The organism is Thermopolyspora sp. NPDC052614, from assembly GCF_040678635.1.
Taxonomy (GTDB): Bacteria; Actinomycetota; Actinomycetes; order Streptosporangiales; family Streptosporangiaceae; genus Thermopolyspora.
On the sequence record NZ_JBFATZ010000006.1, the window covers coordinates 361,318 to 385,732 of the forward strand.

Consider the following 24,415-nt stretch of genomic DNA (forward strand, 5'->3'; position numbering starts at 1 on the left):
GGGACGGCCGATCTCCCAACGCGGTTTTCGGAATATCCGATGATATCGGACTTTCCACCCAAACCTATGTTGACATCACTATATATGGACGCTTCCACAGTCAAGTAGGATACAAAAATACTACCTTTATAGAAGGTGTCTGGACACCTCCGAATACGGAACCATTGGGGTGCTCAAGGAGGAGGTCGTGGGCGGCGTCACGCCAAATCGCCGATGCGATGCCCATGCCACAGGACGGACTTCTCCGGCCCGCCGAAAGGCGCGAACCGAGAACCGGCGAAGGAGGATGGCCAGGTGGATCAACCGATGGAGCAGCCGAAAAAGAAACACGAACGCAGGTCCAGCGACCCAGGCCCGCAGACCGGGAACCCCAAATTCGCGGAGACACGGCTTCGCCTTCAAGCGGCGGCGGCCAGTTGGCGGCGGACGTTCCAGATGGACATGGAGGCGGCGTCCGCGATCGAGAAGGCTGCGGCCTCCGCCCGGCAGGCAGACGAGGAGAAGCTGAAGACGATTTACCAGGAGTACTACAGCGAGGGAAAGAGAAAAACCGACGTTAATCTTGAGCAGAAAGACCCTTATGACCTGGTCGCCATGGGGGAGTCTGGATACCTGCAACAGCCTACGGCTCAGGAGACCATCGCAGAACTGGCGAACGCGGCAAAAGCCGGCGGATACACGCTGACGGTACAGGGCGCCGTCGACCAGAAGCCGGCGCACGAGTTGCTGAACGATAGTCACTTTGTGAAGTTCGACAACGCCGAATATCCACTGCCGGATAACGATCAGTGCCAGAAAGACATCGCCCGCCGCATCGTGGTCAACGTGACGCAGCAGATACACGGCCTGAGTATCGCCCAGCGCCTCTTGCCGCTGTTCACCGACAAGGGAATCTCACCGTACTTCCGGGGATTCAAGGTCCTGCTCAGCACGGAGAGTCACCCTGTGAGGACGATCCACCTCGACAAGATCGTCGTTTATTACACGCTCGGCAAATTCCAGGAAGCAGGTTATGACGTCGTCGGCGACCGGATCGTCACCACCGTGGCGGGGGCGGCGCCCTCAGAGGCATTCGTCTCAGAGGGGCCCCTGTTCGAATCATCCGTCGCCCCCGGAATCTATTGGGCGGAGGAGCCCAAGTACCACGGCCTGCAAAGCAGTTTCAGCAAGTCGCGCTCCGAGATCATCAAAAAGGTGATCGCAAATAATTCCGATGTCGCCAACGCCGAGGAGTTCATCGGGCTGGTCAGGACCGGACTTGGGGCCGGGGGTGTGGACCCGGACAACCCGCACCTGCACGGCAAAGGGCGGACGAGGCCGCTCGCCCCGCGTCTCACAGGCGCGGCCAAGTGAACCCTTTTCAACCTCAAGCTTGCTGGTAAGGACAGGTATGTGCGGCCTTGGCCATCGCATCCCAGGCCGGCCCACAGTGCGGGGTGGCCGTGTTCCGGCCAACGCAGGCGGGCCCAGTCCGACCTTCTGGCCAGGTTGAAACGGGTTTAGTGATCCGGGGTGACCTGAAGCCGGCAGTACGCCTCCCCTGCGGCACCCATCGCGACCGCGACCCGCGCGGCATCCCGGCCACGGACGCGGCCGCCGGCCCGGCGGCCGGAACCGGCGGAGGCGGCGTCATCACAGGACAGAATGGCGCTCGGATGAGTTCCATGTCCGACGGATGTGAGACGCCCCCCGAGGAGAGGCCATGCTGCCGGAGAACGGTCGGAGCACCGACGAACTGATCAGCGAGATCACCCGCATGCGGAGCGCGGACCTGCCGGTGCGCGGCGGGAAGGTGACCGCCTACGTGTACGATACCGGGCGGCCGGAGGTGCATGAGGCGGCGGCGCGGGCGCACGCGGAGATGCTCGAGGTGAACATGCTCGACCCGACCGCGTTCCCGAGCATCGTGGCGCTGGAGCGGCAGGTCGTGGGGGCGGTGGCGGAGCTGCTCGGCGGCGGGCCGGGAACGCCGGGGATCTTCACCGGCGGCGGGACCGAGTCGATCATGCTGGCGGTGAAGGCGGCCAGGGACGCGCGGCCGGTGGCGGGCACGCCGCGGCTGGTGCTACCGGTGACCGGGCATCCGGCGTTCCATAAGGCGGCGCACTATCTCGGGGTGGAGGTGGCGCCGGTGCCGGTCGACCCGGTCACCTACCGGGCCGATCCGGAGGCGATGGCGCGGGCGGTGGACGAGCGCACGATCCTGGTGGTGGCGTCGGCGCCCTCCTACCCGCAGGGGGCGATCGACCCGGTTGCGGAGATCGCCGCGATGGCGCGGGATCGCGGCGTGTTGTGCCATGTGGACGCGTGCGTCGGCGGCTGGCTGCTGCCGTGGCTGCGCGAGGCGGGGGCCGAGGTCCCCCCGTTCGACCTGTCGGTGCCGGGGGTCACGTCGATCTCCTGTGACCTGCACAAGTTCGGCTACGCGCCCAAGGGCGCCTCGGTGCTGCTGTTCGCCGACCCGGCGCTGCGGCGGCGCGCCTACTTCGCCTCGGCGGCGTGGCCCGGCTACACGATCATCAACGCGACCGTGCAGAGCTCGCGCTCGGCCGGGCCGCTCGCCGCGGCGTGGGCGACGTTGCAGGCGCTGGGGCGGGAAGGGTATCGGGAGCTGGGGCGTGCGACGCTGGAGGCCACACGGCGGCTGGTCGCGGGCGTCGCGGAGATCCCCGGGCTGCGGGTGCTCGGGGAGCCGGCGGCGTCGCTGGTGGCGATCGCCGGCGAGGACGTCGACGTGTTCGTCCTGGCGGACGAGGCGCGCCGTCGCGGCTGGTTCCTGCAGCCGCAGCTCTCCTACGCCGGCATCCCGGCCAATGTGCACATCACGGTCAGCGGCGCCACCCTCGCCGGTGTCGAGGCGCTGCTGAAGGTCATCGCCGAGTCGGCCGACGCGGCACGGTCGCGGGGACCCGCGCCGGTGCCCGAAGGGCTGGCCGAGCTCGTCGCGACGCTCGATCCGCGCGTGCTGGACGACATGGACGACGCGACGTTCGCCGAACTGGCGGCGTCGGCCGGGGTCGACCTGGCCGGTCTCGGCCGTCCGGGGGCGGCGTCCGGGACCGTTCCGGAGGAGGGCCGTGAGGAAGCCCTCGGGAGAACTCCGGAGATGGCCCCGGAGATGGCTATGGTCAATGCCGTGCTCGACGCACTCCCCGCTCCCACCCGCGAGGCCGTTCTCGTGCGTTTTCTGGCGATTCTGTATTCGTGAAACGGTCCAAAATCGCCGTACGCCTCGTCGCCCGCCGCCGGGGTCGCCACCAGGGGCGGCCCTAGGCGGCGGAGCCGCGTTCCACGATCGCCAGAAAGTCCTGCGCGGCGGTGGACAGCCGTCGCCGTGCGTGCACGATCGCGATCACCCTGCGGATGGGCGGATCGAGCGGCCGGATCGCCAGGCCGGCCCGCATGGCCTGCTCCGACAGGCCACGGTGGCCGAGCAGGGCGGCCTGTCCGGAGCGCACGGCGCCCACCCAGCCGACCCGCTCGTCGGGCTCGGGGGCGGCCGCGGGGATCACCCCGAGACCGGCGAGAAGCTGGTCCAGCTCTCTGCGGCGAGGGGTGCCCGCAGGGGGCAGGATCAGCTTCATCCCGTGGAGACGGGTGAGAGGGACGGGGTTTGGAAGGTTCCAATCCGCCGCCGCGATGAGCACCATTTCCTGACGTTCGAGCGGGTGGCCGACCAGGTCGGGGGGCACCGGCAGTTCGGTGAGCCCGAGCTCGGCGCGCTGTTCCCTGATCGCGTTCACCACGCCCTCCCGGCCGTCGCAGGGAACGGGCGTGACGCGGACCGCCGGATGCTCCTCGTTGTACTTCGGCACCAGGAACCTCGACAGGCCCGCCTGGAGGGCCGTGGTCGAGGCGATGCGAAGTTCGGCTCCGGCGTTCGAGGGGCCGGCGGCGAGTGCGGCGATCTGGCTGACGGCGCCCAGCGCCTCCCTGGCCAGGGTCACCACCTTGCGCCCCTCGGGCGTCACGACCACTCCCCGCCCGGAGCGGGCGAACAGGGTCATGCCGAGCTCGCGTTCCAGGTCGCGGATCGCGCGGGAGAGAGCGGGCTGCGCGATGTACAGCGACCGGGCCGCGTCGGTCATCGTCCGGTGCTCCGCAGTGGCAACCACGTATCGGAGCTGCTGCAGATTCATGAAACGAAGCTAGGACACAGAACCCCGGCGTTTCCGGAACATCGCAGAGATCACCTCGCTTGATTACCCTACGCGACCGACTGATGCGACATCCGTGACAGGTGAGACATGGGTGCGTTTGTGTCCCATATTTGATGAAAGACCGACCTGGGGGTTTTGAGGAGAGGGAGCAGAGCGTGGCGAACAACGGACACCACCCGCCGCCGGGTGACGACCGGAACGCCTCGCCGATGAATCCTCCGTGGAACGTGCCCCAGGGACCCGCCCCCGCCGCGCCGCCGCCGCAGGGGAACGCGCCCATCGGGCACACGCTTCCCTACACGGTCGCGGCCCCCGGCGGCGACCCGCTCCTCGCGTCCGGCGGCCCACCCGAGGCCCCGCCACCCGGCGGGCGGCAGGCCGGGACGCCGCCGTACGGCCCGCCTCCGCCGGGCGGGCCGGGGCAGGCCTTCCCACCCGGCGGCCCCCACCCGCCACAGCCCGGCCCGGGGTCGGGAGGGGCGTTTCCTCCCCCGCCGCCGGGGCGGCCCGGCCCGGGACCGTACCCGCCGCCGGGGCGGCCCGGGGCGGGGCCGTACCCGCCGCAAGGTCAGCCCGCAGCGGGGCCGTACCCGCCTCCGGGGCCTGCGTGGCAGCCCGGCCCCCCGGGACGGTACGGGCCGCCGTCTCCCCAGGCGCCCTACCCGCCGCCGCCTCCCGGACCCGGAGGGCCGCCGAGGGCGGCCGGGCCGTACGCGCCGGGGCCCCATCCCTTCGGCGCGCCGGGGTACGCCCCGCCGCACCGAAAATCGGGAGCCGCGGCCGCCGTCGGAGGCATCCTCGGCATGCTCGCCGGGGTCTTCGTCCTGATCATCATCGGCATGAACGTGCTGAACGACGACGGCGGATCCTCCTCGGTCGCCCCGGTGACGCTGCCGAGCCTCTCGCCGTTCGACCTGCCGGACACCGACCGGGACTCCGGCGACGCCGCCCGGCGCACCCGGGAAGGGAACACGGGCGACGCGCGCAGGGCGGAGGGGCGCTCGGCCGAGGCGACCCGGCAGGGCGAGACCGGCGAGAACCTCTCCGAGCCCAGCCGGACGCGCACGGTGAACCGCACGCTGCGCGGCAACACCGTCTACCGCATGGGCGCGCTGCCCGCGGTCCGCTGCCCGGCCGGGTCGGCGAACATCAACGACCACGCCCAGTTGAAGCGCCTGATCCTGCGTACGGCCGCGTGCCTGAACCGCGGCTGGGGCCCGGCGCTGGAGCGGATCGGCATCCGGCACACGCCGCCGAACTACGCGATCGCCGCCGGCCGGGGGCGCGGCGCGTGCGGCGACTACCCGCCGCGCGGCAGCATCGTGCCCTACTACTGCCCGCGCAACACCACGATCTACGCCTCGACCTCGGCCATGGCGCGGGGTTCGGGCGACGCGCTGGGGTACGGTCAGATCAGCTCCTGGCACGGGGTGATCATCAGTGTCATGGCCCACGAGTACGGCCACCACGTGCAGTACCTGACGGGGCTGACGGACGCGTGGTGGCGGCAGACGCTGGCCTCGGGGTCGCAGAGCTCGCGCCTGTCGCTGAGCCGCCGCCTGGAACTGCAGGCGACCTGCTTCGGCGGCATGTTCATGCGCTCGGTCGCCCCGACCTATCCGGTGCCACCGGCGCGGCGCGCCACGCTGTACGCCTTCCACTCCCGGGTCGGGGACCAGCCGGGGTACCCGCGCGATCACGGCTCCCCGGCGAACAACAACCTGTGGTTCCGGCAGGGATTCGACTACAACCGCACGCAGCGCTGCAACACTTGGCGGGCGTCCGCGACCACCGTTTCGTGAGGCGGGAGGGGCTGTGGGGACCGCTGAGACCGAGATCACGACTTCATCTCGTCTTTACGACCCGATTCCCTGATATTGGCCTTCCGTCGATGTTGTCCAGGTATGGGGGCTAGAATCCTGCCCATTCCGTGAATCCACGGAAACGGTTGCCGGGGTTTGGCCAGGTCGGCCGCGTACTCGGGGGACGCCGGGCTGAGCCCGGCCGGGCCATCGCGTGAGCCCGGCCGTACGGACGACGGCGACCTCGGCCCCTGGAACCGGCGTGTGCGGCATACGAACAGTAAGGAGCGGTGTTGACCACACGCCTTGAGCGAGCTCCGGCCGAAACCGCCGGGGCCGGCGACGGGAAACGCCCCCGCACGAGGCCGCCGAGCGGACCTCCCCGTTTCGCCAAGGCGCCCACCACCGCCTCCGTCATCGGCTGGACCGCTCTTTCGGCAGTGCTGCCCGGCATCGCGCATCTGCGAGCGGGCAAACGCCGCCTCGGCTACATCCTGATGGCGATCTACGCCGTGCTGCTCGTCGCGGCGGGCGTCACCGCCGCGGTGGCGCTGTCCTCGGGGTCGCTGGAGGACCTGGGCGGCTGGGCCGTCAAGGACAGCACGCTGATCGGGGTCACCGTGGGCGCCATCGTGGGCGCGGTGGCCTGGTTCGCGCTGATGGTGCACTCCTTCGTCTCGCTGCGGCCCCAGCGTCTGTCGCGCAACGGCCAGGTCGTGGCCGGCGTGGTGGCCGGGGTGCTCTGCGTGGCGGTGATGGCGCCGTTCGCGTTCACGGCCAGCAGCGTGCAGACCGCCCGCGAGGTCGCCAACGGGATCTTCGCCCCGGATCCGGGCACGACGGTCGCGCCGGTGAAGGCCGACGATCCGTGGAACGGCAAGCGCAGGGTGAACTTCCTGCTCATCGGCGGCGACTCGGCGGGCAACCGGACCGGCGTGCGGACCGACAGCATGACGGTGGCGAGCGTGGACACCCGCACCGGCAACACCGTGCTGTTCAGCCTGCCGCGCAACCTGCAGTACGTGCGCTTCCCGAAGACCAGCCCGCTGGCCGAGAAGTTCCCCAACGGCTTCCTCGGCGACTCGGGCCAGGGCCTGCTCAACGAGGTCTGGTACTACACCGAGAACCACCCCGAGGTGCAGCGCCACGGCCACTACCGGGGCTGGAACGCGCTGAAGGACGCCATCGGCCACACCCTCGGCATGAAGATCGACTACTACGCCATGGTCGACATGTACGGCTTCGCCGCCCTCATCGACGCGATCGGCGGGCTGCGCATCCGGGTGGAGCAGGACGTCAAGTGGGGCGGCAAGTTCGGCACCGCCGGCACGATCAAGGCCGGGTACCGCAAGCTCAGCGGCGAGGAGGTGCTCTGGTACGGGCGCTCCCGCGTCGGCAGCGACGACTTCAGTCGCATGGCCCGCCAGCGCTGCGTCATCGGGGCGCTGGCCCAGCAGGCGACGCCGAGCGTGGTGCTGGCGAACTTCACCCGCATCGCCAGGGCGGCCAAGCGGCTGTTCAAGACCGACATCCCCCGCGACCTGCTGGAGCACCTGGTCCCGCTGGGCGTCAAGGTCAAGAACGCCAAGATCACCAGCTTGCAGTTCGTGCCGCCGATCATCTACACCGGCAACCCGGACTGGCACAAGATCCGGGTGCTCACCCGCAGGGCGATCGTCGAGTCCGCCCGCTCCTCCCGCGCCACCTTGGCCGCCGGCTCCAGCCCGAGCGCCAACCCAGGCGCCAACTCGGGCGCCAATCCGAGCACCGGCGCCTCGGCCTCGGGCGGCGGCTCCGCGGCCACCTCGGCGTCCGCCTCCGCCCCGAGCGCCTCCCCGTCGGGCCTGGCGTCCCGCACCGCGAATCCCCGTCAGACGCCGACCCCGAACGACAAGGCCGCCAAGTCCCTCTCCGAACTCTGCAACTTCTGATCCGCCCAGCCCCGGCCCCGGCGACACCCGCCGAGGGCCGGGGCTCTTTCGTGTCCCCATTTCATGTCCCCGTTTCGTACGCCGTTCCGTGTCCCCGTTTCGTACGCCCGTTTCGTGTCCTCGTTTCGTGTCCTCGTCTCCTGCGGCGCGCTCCGCTAGACCACGCGGGCCTCGCGGGGCATGAGCGCGAAGGCGCCGAGGTAGAGGAGACCGGCCACCACGAGCAGACCCTGGTAGCCGATCACCAGGGAGAGGTACTCCAGGCAGCCGCCGAGCACCGCGCCGAGCAGGTTGGCGCCGAAGGAGGCGGTGGCGTCCGCGGTGTCGGCGAAGCGTTTGGCGAAGACCACGTTCGCCGCGAAGATCGGCAGGAACGCCACGACCACGGCGACGACGGCGCGCAGCGGGACCGGCAGGCCGAGCAGCCACGAGGTGGGCACCAGCGCGGCGACGACCAGGCCGACGAGCAGCACCAGGTACATCACCGGCAGCGGCGGCGTGCGGAACCTGCGGGTGACCTCGACGGCGGCGAGCACGGCCACCAGGACCCCGGCGAACACCACCGCGTTCACCACCCAGGTCGTGCCGAACAGCAGGGCGAAGCCGGTGACGCTCTTGGTCTCCAGCAGCAGGAAGGCCACCCCGAGCAGGAACAGGTCGGCGTAGGGCCGCATCCGCCGGTACGGCCCGGCGACCGCCCGCACGGCGACGAGGCTCACCAGCAGGATCAGCCCGAGCGTGATCAGGTAGATCGCCGGGATGCCCCGCCCGTACAGGTACAGGAACGGCCGGTCGTCCTCGGCCGGCGGCGGCGTCCCGGCCGCCGCGCCCGCCCACTCGCCCGCGCAGCGCTGGTCGGCGGGCGTCAGCCCGGCGGTGATCACGGCCTGGTGGCCGCCGCCCACGGTGTCCACGCACGGCCGGTGCCCGAAGGCCGCCTGCGCGGTGGCGGCGAGCCGGTCCACCAGCCACTGCTCCCGGTAGTAGTTGTACATGGCGAACGCCCCGCCGGGCTTGAGGTGCTCGCGGGCCGCCTGCAGCGCCTGCAGCGTGAACAGGTAGCTCTCCAGCCGCAGCGAACTCGCGCCGGACACCAGGGTGAGCGAGTCCGGGAGGGCGAACAGGATCAGGTCGTACTTGGCGTCGGTGCGCTCAAGGAACGCCCGCCCGTCGGTGATCGTGGTCGTCACCCGCGGGTCGTCGTAGGGCCGGTCCGGATGCCGGGCCGCGCCCAGCTCGCGCAGCTTGGGGTCGATCTCCACCGCGTCGATCCGCTTGGCGCCCTTGGACAGCGCGATCGCCACGTCGGTGCCGCTGCCCGCGCCGACGATCAGCACGTCGTCGAGCCGGCCCGCCGCCACCGCCCGCTCGTACGGCAGGCCGTACTGGGCCTCCATCTTCAGCCGCGCCTGCGCTGGAACCGCCTCCTGGTGCGGGATGCCGTTGACGTCGATGCGCAGCGCCTGCACGCCGCCCCGCTCGACCTCGCGGTAGGTGACCTTGTAGTACGGGGACCACAGCGCGCCGGCCGTGAGCGTCTCGACCGCCAGGGCGGCCACGACCACCAGCGACGGCACGACGACCAGGGCGAGATCGCGGCCGAGCGGCCGGGAGCTCAGCAGCACGCCGTACGCGACCGCGGCGAGCACGCCCCACACCACCGGCGGCGCGCTCAGGAACGACAGCAGCGTGAACAGCGCGATGCCGCTCAGGCTGCCGATGAGGTCGTACCGGTAGGCGTCGAGCCGGGGCAGCAGCGGGAAGCAGCGCCCGACCAGCTCGGCCGGGCCCATCAGCACGACGGCGGCGGCCGCGAACACGATCGGCAGGATCACCCACGCGGGCGGCCCGGTGGTGCTCAGGCTGGTGAAGTAGAGCACGCCGTCGGTCTCCCGGTCCACCGTGACCGGGAAGCGCAGCACGATCAGCACGAGCACGGCGAGCACCAGCGGCGAGTAGTACGGCCGGCGCGTGGTGCGGCCCACCCGCAGGAAGCCCAGGCCGATGCCGAGGAACGAGCCGAGCAGCACGAAGTTGGTGAAGTAGCTCAGGTGGACGATGTTGGATCCCGTCCACCGGATCAGCGCCAGCTCCAGGAAGAGCATGAAGGCGCTGGCGACGACCAGGCGTGGCCGTACCGGTAGCCAGTGGGCGGTGGCGGGGTCGGCGGGGTCTCCTAGCGGCCGGGCCGCGTCTGCCTGAGCAATCATGCGAACAGACGCTACTCGGAATGGTTGGACCGGAGGAAACAGGTGAGCCACCCTGTGGATAACGGTCCCACCCTGGGGACAAGGCGCTCTTCTGTAAGCGAAAAACAACCGGAATTTTGTCGGGCTTTTACCTGCAACCAGGGGTCATGCCCGTTTTGGCCCACTGGACGGGGGCCACGGGCATGCAGGAATCTTGGGTCGTTCGCTGCCCCCTAGATCCACGGTGGTGTCCCAATGCGGGTCATGATCCAGCTCCGCCCCTCCCCCGATGTCGTGGCCGCCGTCGCCGACCCCGGTGTGACGGCCTCGGCGGCCGACGTGGCCGACCGGCTGCCGGGGGTCGTGCTGGACGAGTCCTTCACCCCCGTCGCCGTGCCCCGGCCGGTGCCCGCGGCGGCCGACGGCGATCCGCTGTCGCTGCAGCGGGTGGTGTTCTCGATGGCGCCGCAGGACGCGACCGTGCTGGTGCGCGGCGAGATCGGCGACGACGAGCTGACCACGCGCACCGCCCTGCTGCCCTCGGCCCACCGGAACGTGACGGGAGTGTTCGCCGACCCGGTGATCTCCCCGGTGCTCACCTGCGGCGGCGACCCGCCGCTCGGCGACTGGACGCGGGTGGCCGAGCTGCTGGGCACGGCCGAGCTGCTCGCGGAGGGGTACGACGGGTCGGGGGTCGCCCTGGCGATCACCGACACCGGCGTCAACACCGAGCACCTAAAGACCGTGCTGGGCCGCGAGGTGACGCTGGACCGCCAGCGGAGCTGGGTGCCCGAGGGCGTCGAGGAGACGCCCGGGGAGTTCCTCGTGGACCACGGCACGATGTGCGCGTTCGACGCCCTGATCGCCGCGCCGAGGGCGACGCTGCTCGACATCCCGGTCCTGCAGTCGCAGCGGCCGGGCGGTTCGGCGCTGGACGGCCTGCTGTCGGACGCGGTGGCCGCGTTCGCGCACCTGCGCACGGTGCTGGAGGCGATGCCAGCGGAGTCGCGCTCGCTGGTGGTGAGCAACAGCTGGGGCTCGTTCTCGCCCCGCTGGGACTTCCCCGCCGGGCATCCCGGCAACTACTCCGACAACCCGGCGCACCCGTTCAACCTGATCGTCGGCAGCCTGGAGCAGGCGGGCGCCGACGTGCTGTTCGCGGCGGGCAACTGCGGCCGGGAATGCAGCGACGGCAGGTGCGCCTACCCGGACCGGCCGATCGTCGGCGCGAACTCCCACGAGCGGGTCCTGTCCATCGGCGGCGTCGACACCGAAGGCAAGCGGGTCGGCTACTCCTCCCAGGGGCCCGGCCGCCTCAGCGACCGCAAGCCCGACCTGTGCACCTACACCCACTTCTCCGGCTCCAAGGCCTTCGGCGAGGACTCCCCCGACTCCGGCACCTCGGCCGCCTGCCCGGTCGCCGCCGGCGTCGTCGCCGCGATCCGCACCCGCTGGCCCGCCTCCAAGCTCTCCCCCGCCCAGCTGCGCACGCTGCTGCGCCGTACCGCCGACGACCGCAGCGACGTGGGCTTCGACTACGACTACGGCTACGGCATCCTCGACCCGGCGGGCGCGCTGGCCGCACTCCGCCGCCGCGTAAAACGAACCGAACGGACAGTATGACCTTCGTCCCTGGGTTTCGGCGGCGGCCGCGGGTAGCGTGAAGGCATGCGAATGATGACGGTCCGGCTTCCGAAGGGTGCCACCCTCGCCACCGCCACCGAAAAGCTGGGCCTGTCGGAGAACGACGTCGACACCGGCTACGGCCTCGTACTCATCGACCCCGCCCGCAGCCTGTACGGCCTGCGCGTCACCGACGAGGCGGCGCGCAAGGTCAACCCCACCGACAAGGCCGACAAGGACGAAGGCACCTACGCCGACCCTCGCATAGAGCCGTTCGGCCCGCCCCAGTAAGCCGCGCGAAAACCCCGCCGAGGAAAGGTGCCCGGCGGAGCCGGGCGGCAACGGGTCCTCCACACGGGAGCTGCCCGCACCAGGAAATGCGTCGCACATCTGCTCACCCCGGCCACGCCGCCAGTTAGCGCAGGTTTACCCAGAATTCCTTAGCCCTGAGAATACTGTTGTTTTGATACCAGGGCCCTGCGCTCATGTCACCTGGCGACGGGGAGGACGACGGAGAAGGCCGCGCCTCGGCCCGGGGCAGTGCGCAGTTCCAGGCGGCCGCCGTGGGCGGTCGTCAGAGAGCGGGCGATGGACAGGCCCAGTCCGGCGCCGCCGGCATCGGCTCGGCTGCGGGAGTCGTCCACGCGGTAGAAGCGGTCGAAGACGTGCGCCGCCTGGTCGGGGGTGAGGCCGGGGCCGTCGTCCTCGATGACCAGGACGGCCTGGTCGCCGACGGTTCCGACGCCGATGCGGACGGGGGTGCCGGGTGGGGTGTGCGCGACAGCGTTGCCGACGAGGTTGGTGACCACCTGGCGCAGGCGGGCCTCGTCGCCGAGGACGGGGGCGGAGGACGGCGGGCCGCCGTGCGGGCCGGCCAGTTCGATGGGGCGGGACGGGTCGAGGGCCCGCAGGTCGAGGCGGGCGTCGGCGGCGAGGGTGCGCAGGTCCATCGGGGCCAGGTCCATGGGCAGGGCGTCGCCGCCCTCGTCGAGGCGGGCCAGCAGCAGCAGGTCCTCCACCAGGCGGGCGAGCCTGGTGGACTCGCTCTCGATGTGGCGCATGGTGCGCTCGACGTCGCCGGGTTCGGTCAGGCCGCCCATTCGGTGCAGTTCGGTGAAGCCCTTGATGCCGAACAGCGGTGTGCGGAGTTCGTGGCTGACGTCGCCGACGAAGCGCCGCATGCGGGCCTCGGACTCGGCGCGGGCGGCGACCGCCAGTTCCACCTGGCCGAGCATGACGTTCAGCGCCCGCGCGAGCCGTCCCACCTCGGTGGTGGGCGACGCCAGTTCGGGCACGCGGCGGGACAGGTCCCCGGCCGCGATCGCCGCGGCGGTCTCCTCGATCCGCCGCAGCGGGCGCAACCCGGCCCGGACGGCGAACCAGCCGGCGACGGCCAGCAGGGCGAGCAGCACCGCCGCCGTGCCCACGCTGATCGCGCGCATGCGCAGCACGGTCGCGTTCAGCCGGTCGAGCGAGGCGGCGACGACGACGCCTTCCGCGGGCGAGGTGACCGGTGTCCCGCTTCTCGGGGCGAGCGGCAGCGCGATCACTCGCCACCGGCCGCCCCCGCTCGTCGCCGGCACGTCGAAGGGCTTCCCGGCCCGCGCGGCCACGGCGGCGGCGTCGAGGCGGGGCAGCTCGGGGCCGGGCGCGTCCGATTCTCTGGGCAGCCGCGCCGTTCGCAGGGCCGCGCCGTCCGGCGCGAGGTAGGTGATCGAGATGTCGGCGATGAGGTCGAAGTTCTCCTCCAGGTTCAACTGGGGCACCCGCGACGCGTACCCGCTGAACACGTCGATCGGCACGAGCGACGCGATCGACGCGATCGGGCGCAACTGCTTGTCCACCCTGTCCTGCAGGAGCGTCTGCAGGGTCCCGATCACGAGCCCGCCGCCGATGAGCAGGCCCGCCGCCAGCAGCGCGATCGTCAGCAGCAGCAGGCGCGCCCGCAGCGACCGGTTCGCGAACCGCGCCCATCGCGGGATCCTTGGTCTTCTCCCCGCGGATCGGGTGGAGGGACGGTCGCGTGCGCCCATGCCGGACCACTCCGGCGGCCGTCTTCCGGTCCTGGAACGGGCACGGCCGCGACGGGGACGTGGGCCTCGCCGTCCCATCAAGCGTCTCCTCGTGACGCCTTCGGGCGGGGGCTCCTCGCCGGTCGGGTCGTCGCGCGGACTCAGCCTTAGAGACTCATCCTGCGCGGGCTCGTCGCGGGGACCCGGCCTCGGGGACTCATCCTGCGCCAGTTCGTCGCGCCGACCCGGCCTCGGGGACTCATCCTGCGCCAGTTCGTCGCGCCGACCCGGCCTCGGGGACTCATCCTGCGCGGGCCCATCGTGCGCGGGTTCGTCGTGCGGACTCATCGACGCGGAGCGCGCAGGACGTAGCCGACGCCGTGCACGGTGTGGATGAGCCGGGGGTCGGTGGTGTCGAGTTTGCGGCGCAGGTAGCTGACGTAGGTGTCGACGATGCTGGAGTCGCCGGCGAAGTCGTACTGCCACACCCGTTCGAGGATTTGGGCCTTGGAGACGACGCGGCCGGCGTTGACCGCGAGGTAGTGCAGGAGGCGGAACTCGGTGGGCGAGAGCCGTACGGGGTGGCCGGAGCACAGGACCTGGTGGCCCTCGGTGTCGATCTCCAGGTCTCCGACGACCAGGGTGTCCGCGCCGGGTGAGCCGGTGCGGCGCAGGATGGCGCGGATGCGGGCGATCAGCTCCTCCAGGTTGAAGGGCTTGGTGACGTAGTCGTCGCCGCCCAGCGTCAGGCCGTTGATCTTGTCTTCCGGGGAGTCGCGGGCGGTGAGGAACAACACGGGTACGGCGGGTCGCGTCAGGTCGCGGAGGCGGCGGATCACCTCGAAGCCGTCCATGTCCGGCAGCATCACGTCGAGCAGCACCAGGTCCAGCGTCTGCGCGCGGGCCGCGTCGAGGGCCTCGCCGCCGGTGGCCGCCGAGGCCACGGTGAAACCGGCGAAGCGCAGGGTGGCCGAGAGCAGCTCCCGCACGGTGGGCTCGTCGTCGACGACGAGCAGCCGCTCTTCCCCGGACGACGACGTGATCATTGTTGGACCGCCCCGAGCCTACTCGTCATCGGCGTCGCCTTTTCCAGACGCCGTACCTACCGGTTCTTCCCGAGCATAGGTCGATTCGGCGGCCTCCCTTCCCGCCTCGACGAGGTTCGCCGGAGCGCTGCCACGTCCGCGGACAGCCGCCGTAACCGGCCACGACCCCGGCGACGACCCCCACGATCGGCCCCAGCAGAGCCGCCAGCAGCACGTCGCCGCGCATGTCGAATGTGCCGACCGGGAGGGGGCGGCCGCGCGGGACGTGGGGCCGCCACGCCGAGGCGTGCGCGTGTGACCGGAGGTCGCGCCGCCCGCACGCCGGGGCGGATCCTGATCGCCGCGCATGGCCCGGTCACACGTCCCGGGTGCGGAACGCGGTCAGGGCGATCAGGAGCAACACGGCGACGTAGCCGCTCAGCAACGCGAACCCGGCCCCCGGAGTCAGCAGGTCCGGGTTGGGACGGAGTGCGGCCATGCGGAGGCCCGCGCTCGACGGCCAGTACTTCACGACGAGGTCCCGCAGCCATTCCGGGAAGAGCGCGTCCGCCAGCGCGGGCAGGATCGTCACCACCGTGGTGATGGCGACCGCCCCCGAGGTGAAGCGCACCAGGAAGCCGATCGCGACGCCGAACAGGGCCATCAGCGTCAGGCAGAGGCCGCCGCCGGCGACCGCGCGCATGACCCCTGGTCCGGCGAGGGTGAGGGACGGGAGGTTCGCCCTGGCCAGTGCGCTCTGGGACACGAAGAATGCCAGGAAGGTGGTGACCTGCCCGGCGGCGAGGACCACGGCGCCGACCACCGCCGTCTTGGCGGCGAACAGCCGAGGCCGCGACGGGACCGCGACCGCGCTCACCCGGATCGTGCCGGAGGCGTACTCGGAGGTGACGGCGAGCACCCCGATGACGGCGACGGCGATCATCGCCATGATGAAGGGCCGGAGGGTCGCCATCATGGGGTCGAAATCGGCCCGTTCGGCCGGCGTGGACTCGAGGTAGCTCCGCACGGTGTTGGATCCGAGCAGGAAGCCGAACAGGACCCCGACGGTGATGGTGACCAGCGTGGCGATCACGGTGCCGCGGACGGTGCGGAACTTCACCCATTCGGCGCGCACCGCCTCGGCGAAGCCCGCCCGGCCCGCGGCCACGCCGACTGCGGTTGTCCTGTCGTGCATCGTCTGGCTCATTCCGCACCCCTTGTTCCGGCATGCCGTGCCGTGTTCGCCGCCATGTCCATCGCCATGTCCGCCGCCATGTCCGCCGCCATGTCCGCCGCCATGTCCGCCGCCATGTCCGCCGCCATGTCCGCCGTCATGTCCGCCGTCATGTCCGCCGCCACGTCCGCCGTCATGTTCGTGCGTCCTCCGTTTCGCGCGCCGACGCCCGCCCGCTCCCGCGCGGCGGTCCTGATCCGCCTCATCGCACGGCTCCGGCCTCGGCCCGCTCGCGGTCCGGCTGACGCGGCGGCTCGGACGTGGCCCGGTACTCCACGGCCTGCTGGGTCAGCGCCATGTAGGCGTCCTCCAGGGAGACCCGCTGGGGGGTGAGCTCGTGCAGCGGCACGCCCTCGGCGGCCGCGAGGTCGCCGATCCGGGAGGCGTCCAGGCCGCGCACGGTCAGCGCCCCGTCGGGGCCGGGTCGTACCGTGGCGCCGGCGCCGGTGAGCAGGGACCGCAGCCGGGGCGCGGCGGGGGTGCGGACCAGGACCGAGCCGCCGGCGTCGGTGAAGGCGTCCAGGCCGTCGTCGGCGATGAGCCGGCCGCGGCCGATGATCACCAGGTGGTCGGCGGTGAGGGCCATCTCGCTCATCAGGTGGCTGGAGAGCAGCACGGTACGGCCCTCGGCCGCGAGGCCGCGCAGCAGCGCCCGGATCCAGCGGATGCCCTCGGGGTCGAGCCCGTTGACCGGCTCGTCGAGGATGAGCACCTCGGGGTCGCCGAGCAGGGCGGCAGCGATGCCCAGCCGCTGGCGCATGCCGAGCGAGAACACGCCCGCCCGTCGCCTCGCGGCGCGCTCCAGGCCGGTCATGTCCAGGACCTCGTCGACGCGGGACGCCGGCAGGCCGTTGCTGCGGGCGAGGAACAGCAGGTGGTCGCGGGCTCTGCGGCGCGGATGCACCGCACCGGCGTCGAGCAGGGCGCCGACCTCGCGCATCGGCACGGGCAGGCCGGTGTAGGAGCGGCCCCGGATGGTCGCGGTCCCGGCCGTCGGCGCGTCGAGCCCGAGGATCACCCGCAAGGTGGTGGACTTGCCCGACCCGTTGGGGCCGAGGAAGCCGGTGACGACGCCGGGCCGTACGTCGAAGGTGAGATCGTCCACGGCCGGCACCGGCCCGTAGCGTTTGGTCAGCCCGCGCACCTGGATCATCGGCCCTCCGCGCGGGCCCCGACGACGATCATTGATATGTCTCCCGTTCTCGGTTCAAGTGGCTTCGCGGCCAGCGTGCCGAGGCGGGCTGAACGTGATCGGGGAGGTTCTGGGAGTTTTCTGTGAGGGGTCGCGCCCGGGTGCCGGGCGCGCGGCAGGTCACAGGTCCCCCGCCCGGGACGTGCCGACGAACGCTCCCAGGACATTCCCAGACGGCGCGGCGCTTCCGCTCCCACAGGCAAGGCGATAAGGAGCTGTTCGTTAAGATCTTCCGCATTGATCGCGGTACGGAGGGTTCGGGGGGCAAGTGCCGGTGCGCGAGCGGGTTCGGCAGGTGGTGGAGGCACGCTGGTTCCAGCGGTTGATCATCGGCGTGATCCTGTTCAACGCGGCGACGCTCGGGGTGGAGACCTCGGCCACGATGGTCGATCGCTACGGCTGGTACCTGCACGTGCTCGATCAGATCGCGCTGTACGTCTTCGTGGTCGAGATGCTCGCCAAGCTGTACGTCTACCGGCTGCGCTTCTTCACCGATCCGTGGAACCTGTTCGACGCGGCCATCGTGTCGATCTCGTTCATACCGGCGGCCGGCGAGGTGTCGGTGCTGCGGGCGCTGCGCATCCTGCGGGCGCTGCGCCTGATCTCGGCGGTGCCGAGCCTGCGGCGGGTGGTCGCCGCGCTGCTGAGCGCGATCCCCGGCATGGCCTCGATCGCGCTGCTGCTCGCCCTGGTGCTGTACGTCGCGGCGGTGATGGCCGCCAAGCTGTTCGGCGCCACCTCGCCGGAGTTCTTCGGCGACCTGCCGACGTCGCTGTTCACCCTGTTCCAGATGATGACCGGCGACGCCTGGAGCGACATCGCCCGCGAGGTCATGGCCCAGCACCCCATGGCGTGGGTGTTCTTCATCGTCTTCGTCCTGATCTGCACTTTCGTGGTGCTCAACCTGTTCATCGCGGTGGTGGTCAACGCGATGGAGGAGGAGCACAAGGCGGAGGAGGCCGTGGACGACGCGATCCTCACCCAGATCGCCGAACTACGCGCCGAGCTCCGGGAGATGCGCGAGTTGAACGGCCATGCCGCGGTGGCGACGGCCCAGGCCGGGGCGATGGTGAACGGCGCCGGAAACGGCAATAGAAACGGCAACGGAAACGGCGGCGGGAACGGCAACGGGAACCGGCGGGCGTCAAACAGGAAGGATCGCCGTCGCGGTCGCTGACGGGATAGGCGCTGACGGGTGAGGCGCTGACGGGTCGGGCGCTGACGGGTGTCCCCGGACCGGCCGGATCCGGGGCGCGGAGTCAGGCGGTGAAGGGCCGCGCCATCTGCTCGAAGAGGTCGGCCATGACCTCACGCAGAGTGCGGCGCTCCTGCTCCTCGATCCAGATGTGCATGGACAGGCGCAGGGCGACGATGAACGCCGCCGCCAGCACCCGAGGCTGGACGCAGGCGGCCTCCCCGCGACCGCAGCGTTCGGCGACGGCGTCGGCGAGTTCGCGCTCCAGCGCGGACTGATTGGCGAGCTGGCGCGCGAGCAGCGACGGGTGGCGTTTGGCGAGGCGGGTGCGCAGGGCCCACTCGCGGTCCGGCTCGCCCATCTCCAGCCACAGCTCGTCGACGGCGGCGCACAGCGCCTCCCACGGCGGCAGCTCCGGGGGCTGGGCGCGGACCCGCTCGATGAGGAGGTGGTAACGCCGCTCCTCGCCGTACAGGACGGCGTCCTCCTTGCCGGCGAAGTAGTTGGAGAAGGTACGCCGGGAGATGTTGGCCGCGTCGGCGATGGCCTCGACGGTGACGGTGTCGAGCCCGAGCTCGACGGTCAGGCGTAGCGCGGCCTCGTGCACGGCCTGCCGTGTCTCGGCCTTCTTGCGTTCCCGCAGGCCCAGCGTGGTGTTCATGATCGAGCCAGTCTATCCAGAGTTAAAGCATGCCCGGTGCGCAACTTTTCCCATTGAGCATATATTCTGGTCCACGTACCTCCAACACCAAGGAAAGGCCTTACACGTGAGCGCACCCACGGCTACGGCCGCACCTCCGGAGCCGATGTCGCGCCGGGAGACACTCGAAGCCCTAAGCGGTCTGCTCCTCGTCCTCTTCGTGGCGATGATCAGCGCGACCATCGTGTCGGTCGCGCTGCCGCAGATCGTCGGGTCGCTGAACGGCACGCAGGCCCAGTACACCTGGGTGGTCACCGCCTCACTGCTCGCCTCCACGGCCACCACCCCGATCTGGGGCAAGCTGGCCGACCTGTTCAGCAAGAAGCTGCTGATCCAGATCGCCGTCGTGTTCTTCATGCTGGGGTCGCTCGCCTGCGGCCTCGCCCAGAGCACCGGGCAGCTCATCGGCTTCCGCGTGATCCAGGGGCTCGGCATGGGGGCCCTGCAGGTGCTGGTGCAGGTGGTCATCGCCGCGATGATCAGCCCGAAGGAACGCGGACGCTACAACGGTTACCTCGGCGCCGTGATGGCCGTCGCCACCGTGGCCGGCCCGCTGCTCGGCGGCCTGATCGCCGACACCTCCTGGCTGGGCTGGCGCTGGTGCTTCTTCATCGCCGTGCCGTTCTGCATCGCCGCCTTCCTGCTGCTGAGCAAGACCCTGCACATCGCCGACGTCCGGCGTACCGACGTGAAGATCGACTACCTGGGCGCCACCCTGATCGCGGCCGGCGTGAGCCTGCTGCTGATCTGGGTCACCTTCGTCGACAACGACTTCGACTGGATCTCCTGGCAGACCGGCGCCATGGTCGGCGGCTCCCTCGTGCTGCTCGCCCTCGCCGTCTGGGTCGAGTCGCGGGTCCCCGCGCCGATCGTCCCGCTGCGCATCATCGTCCGCCGCACCCCCGCCCTGTCCATCCTCGCCAGCCTCGCGGTCGGCATGGCCATGTTCGGCGGCGCCGTGTTCCTCGGCCAGTACTTCCAGATCGGCCGCGGCTACACCCCCACCGAGGCGGGCCTGCTCACCATCCCGATGATGGCGGGCGTGCTGTTCTCCTCGACGATCTCCGGGCGCATGATCTCCAAGAGCGGCGTGGTGAAGCCGTACATCATCACCGGCCTCGTCGTGCTCACCCTGGGCTTCGCCGGGCTCTCCACCCTCGACCACGAGACCCCGCTGTGGTTCGTCATGCTCGCCATGGCCGCGGTCGGCATCGGCGTCGGCATGTCCATGCAGAACCTCATGCTCGTTTTGCAGAACACCGTGCCGCTGCACGAACTGGGCGCGGCGAGCGGCGCGCTGACGTTCTTCCGCTCGCTCGGCGGCACCATCGGCGTCTCGGTCCTCGGCGCGATCCTCGCCAACCGCGTCGCGACCGGCATCGCCGAGGGCCTCGCCAAGATGGGCATCAAGCCGTCCGCCTCGTCCGGCCGCAGCAGCCTCAACCTGGAGGCCCTGCCCGAGCCCATCAAGCTCATCGTCCGCGCGGCCTACGGCGACGCGACCGGCCACATCTTCCTGGTCTCGATCGGCATCGCCCTGCTCGGCCTCATCGCCGCCCTGTTCCTGCCGCGCGTCCGCCTGCGCGACACGCTCGACCTCGCCCCCGCCGCCGACGACGACGCCGGTACGGCTCCCGCCGCCACCGCCCGCGCCGACGCGAACTGACGACCTTCCCCCGTACGGCCCGGCCGACCCGATCGGCCGGGCCGTCGCCGTCATCGGGACGGTTTGAAGTACGTCCAGAGGAGGTCGGCGATCGCCGCCTCCGGGCCGTCCGTCCACCCGTCGCCGCAGTTGTCGCACGCCAGGTGGAAGACGTCCTCATCCACGACGGCCCCGCGCTCGACGAGCATCCGCACGAGCAGGGGATCGACCCGATGCACGGCCTGCTCAAGCGCGCTCATGCTCCCGCTCCGGCTGCCGGGGTCGGCCCCCGCGTCCAGCAGCAGCCGCGCGCACCGGCGCACGTCGTCGTCGGCGTGGAATCGGCAGCCCACCGACCGCCGCAGCAGCGCCAACAACGGTGGAAGCCCCTGGAACGGCCTGGTCGCCGCCCCCGGATCGGCACGCAACTCCCGCTCCAGCGCCTCGGCGTCGGCGAACAGCAGCGCCCGCTCGAACCCGGCCGCCTCGTGGTGCCGGATGTGCTGAAGCATCGACGACGAGCAGCAGTGGCCGTACTCGCGCGCGATCTGGTTCTCGGCCTCGTACACGCTGATGCGGCGCTCGCGGCTGCGCGCCTTGGCCCACCCGCGCAGTTCCCCGGGCGACAACGGCGCGGCCGGTGGCGAATCCGGCACGATGACCTCCCACTTCTGGGCCCGCACCGTCCGCGGTCCCGGCGACCCGCGATTCCCCTCCCACGGCGGCGGTTTCACCCCCGGCCGGGAGGCCCGGCCCCGTCACCATGCTAGATCGGCTCGCGCCGGCACCGGGCACGGGACCGGCGTCACGGCGAGGGGCCGGGCGGTCACGCGCGTCCCGGCGGCGCGTGCGGACTACGGGAGGGGGTTCAGGGCGATGTACTTCTCCTCCAGGAATTCGAGGATGCCCTCCGAGCTGCCCTCCCGGCCGAGGCCGCTCTGCTTCACGCCGCCGAACGGGGCCGCCGGGTCGCTCACGACCCCGCGGTTGATCGCGACCATGCCCGCCTCCAGGCGGCGGGCGACGGCCATGGCCTCGCGTTCCTCGCCGAACACGTAGGCCATCAGGCCGTATTCGGTGTCGTTGGCCATGCGCACGGCCTCGTCGACGTCGTCGTACCGCACGACCGCGACGACCGGGCCGAAGATCTCGGTCGTGTTGATGCGGGTGCCGTGCCGTACGCCGGTCAGGAGCGTGACGTCGTAGAACGCGCCGAGTTCGGAGGATTTGCCGCCGCAGACGAGCGTCGCGCCGTCGGCGACCGCGCCGTCCACGAGATCGGCGATCTTGTCCCGCTCGGCGACCGAGACGAGGGCCCCGACCTGACGGCTGCGGTCGAGGCCGGGGCCGACCGACAGGGCGGACAGCGCCGCGGTCATCCGCTCGACGAACTCGTCGTGGCGGGAGCTGTGGACGTAGACGCGGTTGGCGGCGGTGCAGGCCGCGCCGCCGTTGCGTATCTTGGCGATGAGGGTGCCCTCGATGGTCTCGTCCATGTCGGCGCCGGGGAGCACGATGAGCGGGGCGTTTCCGCCGAGTTCCATCGAGGTGCTCACCACGGTGTCGGCGCAGGCGTGCAGCAGGTCGCGGCCGACCTCGGTCGATCCGGTGAACGAGAGCTTGCGCACCTCCGGCCGGTTGATCATCTTGGCGACGAGAGGGCCGGTGGGGACCGGCGTCACCAGGTTCACGACGCCGGCGGGGACGCCGACGCGGCGCAGCACCTCGACCATGTACGCGGCCGTCAGCGGGGTCTCCCGGGCCGGCTTGAGTATCGTCGTGCATCCGGCGGCCAGCGCGGGGGCGAGCTTGCGGGTCGCCATCGCGGCCGGGAAGTTCCACGGCGTGATCAGCAGGGAGACGCCGATCGGCTGCCGGTCGACGACGATGCGCTTGTCCCCGGCCGGTGACAGGCGATACTCCCCCGGGATGCGCACGGCCTCCTCGGAGAACCAGCGGAAGAACTCCTTGGCGTAGTTCGCCTCCCCGATCGCGTCGGACCAGGACTTCCCGTTCTCCCGCACGATGATCTCCGCGAACCGCTCGACCTCCGCGGTGAGGATCTCGTACGCGGCGCGGAGCAGCTCGCCGCGCTCGCGGGGCGCGGTGGCCGCCCAGGCATCCTGCGCGCCAGCGGCGGCGTCGACGGCGGCCATGCAGTCGTCCTCGGTGGCGGCGGCGAAGCGGGCGATCACCGACAGGTCGGAGGGGTCGATGACGTCGAAGCGCTCGCCGCCACCGCCCGGGCGCCACACGCCGTCGATGAAGAGGTCGGCGACGAAGAGGTCGGCGACGAAGAGGTCGGCGACGAAGGGGTCGGCGAGGTGAGTCATGGTTCGCTCCGTTCCGTGAGGTCGCCGGTGTAGGCGTGTTCGAGGATCTCCAGCAGCGTCTCCGGCGGCGCCGGGATGGGCGCGATCGCGATCAGGCGGGTGGAGCGCGACGCCAGCTCGGCGAGCTGCGGCAACTGCTCCCGGATGATCCCGATCTCCCGCAGCGACGGCGGCACCCCGATCGCGTCGTTGAGCGCGGCGATCGAGGTGATGGCGTCCCCGGCCCTGCCGTCGTCGGTGGCCGCCGTGGATCCGAGCGCGACGCCGACCGCGGCGATGCGCTCGACGGCCTCGGGCTCGCGCAGGCAGGCCTGCAGCACGTACGGCAGCAGCAGCCCGGTGCCGAGCCCGTGCGGCGTCTTGGTGAACGCGCCGATCGGGTACTGCAGGGCGTGCGACAGGTGCGTGCCGGTCGCCCCGAAGCAGATGCCGCCGAGCAGGCTGCCGAAGGCGACGTCCTCGCGCGCCCGCCGGTTGCCCGGTTCGCCGACCGCCACCGGCAGCGCGGGCGCGAGGCGCTCCACCGCGCGCAGCGCGATCATGTCGGTGAACGCGTTCCTGCCGGTGAAGACGGGAAGGCCGCCGTCCCACGTCCCTTCGAACCGGGCGGCGGTGAACGACTCGACCGCGTGCACGAGGGCGTCGATGCCCGCGAACGCGGTCACGCTGCGGGGCGCGCCGAGGGTGAGCTCCGGGTCCACGATCGCGGCGACGGGAATCAGGTACGGGCTGGAGACGCCGACCTTCGTCTCGCGTTCCGGGTCGGACACCACCGCGACCGGCGTCACCTCCGACCCGGTTCCGGCGGTCGTGGGGACGGCGACGAGGGGCAGCACCGGTCCCGGCACCAGGTTCTCCCCGTAGTACCGGCTGAGCGGTCCGCCGTGCGTGACGAGCAGCCCGACGAGCTTGGCGGCGTCCAGGGCGCTTCCGCCGCCGACGGCGAGGATCACGTCGGGCGCGTGCTCGCGGGCGAACGCCGCCGCGTCGTCCAGCGACTCGGTCGGGAGTTCGGGCCTGATGTCGCTGTACACGGCGACGTCGAACCCGTCGGCGGCCGGCGCCGCGAGCATCTCGGCGAAGATCGGGGTGTCGATCAGGAACGGATCGACGACGGCGAGCACCCGGCGGCCGTTGAGGCGCAGCACCTCGCTCAGTTGTGCGCGCGACCCGTAGCCGAAGTGCACGCGCGCCGGGAGCCGGAGTGTCCCGGCCATGAGGTCTTTCATGTTTCTCCTGCCGGTGCGATGCCGATGGTGGGGGGCCGATGATGGGGGGCCGATGATGGGGGGCCGATGGTGAGGGGCCGGTGGTGAGGGGCCGGTGGTTGAGGGGCCGATCGTGAGGGCCGATGGTCGAGGGGCGGATGAGGAG

The 24,415-nt window shown here is 71.2% G+C and carries 19 protein-coding genes; 8 read left to right on the plus strand and 11 right to left on the minus strand.

Features of this window, described 5'->3' with window-relative positions; all coding sequences use genetic code 11:
- Positions 1-294: 294 nt before the first annotated feature.
- On the plus strand, positions 295-1,353 hold the full coding sequence (locus AB0K60_RS16115) for a T3SS effector HopA1 family protein (RefSeq protein ID WP_364054407.1): 1,059 nt from the start codon (positions 295-297) through the stop codon (positions 1,351-1,353).
- 349 nt (positions 1,354-1,702) lie between these two features.
- Positions 1,703-3,208, plus strand: a complete 1,506-nt coding sequence (locus AB0K60_RS16120) for an aspartate aminotransferase family protein (RefSeq protein ID WP_364054410.1) — start codon at positions 1,703-1,705, stop codon at positions 3,206-3,208.
- A gap of 61 nt (positions 3,209-3,269) precedes the next feature.
- Here AB0K60_RS16120 and AB0K60_RS16125 read toward each other — a convergent pair whose 3' ends face one another.
- Positions 3,270-4,139, minus strand: coding sequence for a LysR family transcriptional regulator (locus AB0K60_RS16125; RefSeq protein WP_364054413.1), 870 nt, complete (start codon positions 4,137-4,139; stop codon positions 3,270-3,272).
- A 176-nt stretch (positions 4,140-4,315) separates the two neighbouring features.
- Between AB0K60_RS16125 and AB0K60_RS16130 the strand changes: the two genes are divergently transcribed.
- Positions 4,316-5,962, plus strand: coding sequence for a neutral zinc metallopeptidase (locus AB0K60_RS16130; RefSeq protein ID WP_364054416.1), 1,647 nt, complete (start codon positions 4,316-4,318; stop codon positions 5,960-5,962).
- Between the two features lie 293 nt (positions 5,963-6,255).
- Positions 6,256-7,893: an LCP family protein gene (locus AB0K60_RS16135; RefSeq protein WP_364054419.1), complete on the plus strand. Its 1,638-nt coding sequence runs from the start codon at positions 6,256-6,258 to the stop codon at positions 7,891-7,893.
- A 155-nt stretch (positions 7,894-8,048) separates the two neighbouring features.
- On the opposite strand, the gene AB0K60_RS16140 is transcribed toward AB0K60_RS16135, so the two are convergent.
- The gene (locus tag AB0K60_RS16140; RefSeq protein ID WP_364054422.1) at positions 8,049-10,103 is read right to left on the minus strand and encodes a spermidine synthase; all 2,055 of its coding nucleotides are present in this window, start codon (positions 10,101-10,103) and stop codon (positions 8,049-8,051) included.
- A 234-nt stretch (positions 10,104-10,337) separates the two neighbouring features.
- On the opposite strand from AB0K60_RS16140, the gene AB0K60_RS16145 reads away from it, so the two are divergent.
- Together AB0K60_RS16145 and AB0K60_RS16150 are read left to right on the plus strand one after the other, a co-directional pair.
- Positions 10,338-11,705: a S8 family serine peptidase gene (locus tag AB0K60_RS16145; RefSeq protein ID WP_364054425.1), complete on the plus strand. Its 1,368-nt coding sequence runs from the start codon at positions 10,338-10,340 to the stop codon at positions 11,703-11,705.
- 45 nt (positions 11,706-11,750) lie between these two features.
- The gene (locus AB0K60_RS16150) at positions 11,751-11,996 is read left to right on the plus strand and encodes a hypothetical protein (protein ID WP_364054428.1); all 246 of its coding nucleotides are present in this window, start codon (positions 11,751-11,753) and stop codon (positions 11,994-11,996) included.
- A 197-nt stretch (positions 11,997-12,193) separates the two neighbouring features.
- Here the strand turns inward: AB0K60_RS16150 and AB0K60_RS16155 are convergent, their stop codons facing one another.
- The 5 genes from AB0K60_RS16155 to AB0K60_RS16175 form a co-directional block, all read right to left on the minus strand.
- A complete protein-coding gene (locus tag AB0K60_RS16155) occupies positions 12,194-13,738 on the minus strand; it encodes a HAMP domain-containing sensor histidine kinase (RefSeq protein ID WP_364054432.1) in 1,545 nt (514 codons plus the stop codon).
- 323 nt (positions 13,739-14,061) lie between these two features.
- Positions 14,062-14,763: a response regulator transcription factor gene (locus AB0K60_RS16160; protein WP_364054435.1), complete on the minus strand. Its 702-nt coding sequence runs from the start codon at positions 14,761-14,763 to the stop codon at positions 14,062-14,064.
- Positions 14,764-15,118: 355 nt separating this feature from the next.
- Positions 15,119-15,937, minus strand: coding sequence for a hypothetical protein (locus AB0K60_RS16165; protein ID WP_364054438.1), 819 nt, complete (start codon positions 15,935-15,937; stop codon positions 15,119-15,121).
- Positions 15,938-15,945: 8 nt separating this feature from the next.
- Entirely contained in the window at positions 15,946-16,113 is a 168-nt protein-coding gene (locus AB0K60_RS16170; protein ID WP_364054441.1) for a hypothetical protein, read from the minus strand.
- A 65-nt stretch (positions 16,114-16,178) separates the two neighbouring features.
- Positions 16,179-17,129, minus strand: a complete 951-nt coding sequence (locus AB0K60_RS16175; protein ID WP_364054444.1) for an ABC transporter ATP-binding protein — start codon at positions 17,127-17,129, stop codon at positions 16,179-16,181.
- A gap of 313 nt (positions 17,130-17,442) precedes the next feature.
- Here AB0K60_RS16175 and AB0K60_RS16180 point away from each other — a divergent pair, with 313 nt between their 5' ends.
- On the plus strand, positions 17,443-18,345 hold the full coding sequence (locus AB0K60_RS16180) for an ion transporter (RefSeq protein WP_364054447.1): 903 nt from the start codon (positions 17,443-17,445) through the stop codon (positions 18,343-18,345).
- Between the two features lie 82 nt (positions 18,346-18,427).
- Here the strand turns inward: AB0K60_RS16180 and AB0K60_RS16185 are convergent, their stop codons facing one another.
- Entirely contained in the window at positions 18,428-19,024 is a 597-nt protein-coding gene (locus AB0K60_RS16185) for a TetR family transcriptional regulator (RefSeq protein ID WP_364054450.1), read from the minus strand.
- A 145-nt stretch (positions 19,025-19,169) separates the two neighbouring features.
- On the opposite strand from AB0K60_RS16185, the gene AB0K60_RS16190 reads away from it, so the two are divergent.
- Positions 19,170-20,729 (plus strand): MDR family MFS transporter, encoded by a 1,560-nt coding sequence (locus AB0K60_RS16190; RefSeq protein ID WP_364054862.1) that lies wholly within the window; start codon positions 19,170-19,172, stop codon positions 20,727-20,729.
- Between the two features lie 50 nt (positions 20,730-20,779).
- Here the strand turns inward: AB0K60_RS16190 and AB0K60_RS16195 are convergent, their stop codons facing one another.
- The 3 genes from AB0K60_RS16195 to AB0K60_RS16205 all read right to left on the minus strand — a co-directional run bounded on the left by AB0K60_RS16195 (position 20,780) and on the right by AB0K60_RS16205 (position 24,270).
- The gene (locus tag AB0K60_RS16195) at positions 20,780-21,364 is read right to left on the minus strand and encodes a hypothetical protein (protein ID WP_364054453.1); all 585 of its coding nucleotides are present in this window, start codon (positions 21,362-21,364) and stop codon (positions 20,780-20,782) included.
- Between the two features lie 198 nt (positions 21,365-21,562).
- Positions 21,563-23,041 (minus strand): NAD-dependent succinate-semialdehyde dehydrogenase, encoded by a 1,479-nt coding sequence (locus AB0K60_RS16200; protein WP_364054456.1) that lies wholly within the window; start codon positions 23,039-23,041, stop codon positions 21,563-21,565.
- Complete coding sequence (locus AB0K60_RS16205) at positions 23,038-24,270, minus strand: iron-containing alcohol dehydrogenase (RefSeq protein ID WP_364054459.1); 1,233 nt, start codon at positions 24,268-24,270, stop codon at positions 23,038-23,040. Before AB0K60_RS16205 ends, AB0K60_RS16200 begins: the two co-directional genes overlap by 4 nt.
- Positions 24,271-24,415 lie beyond the last annotated feature (145 nt).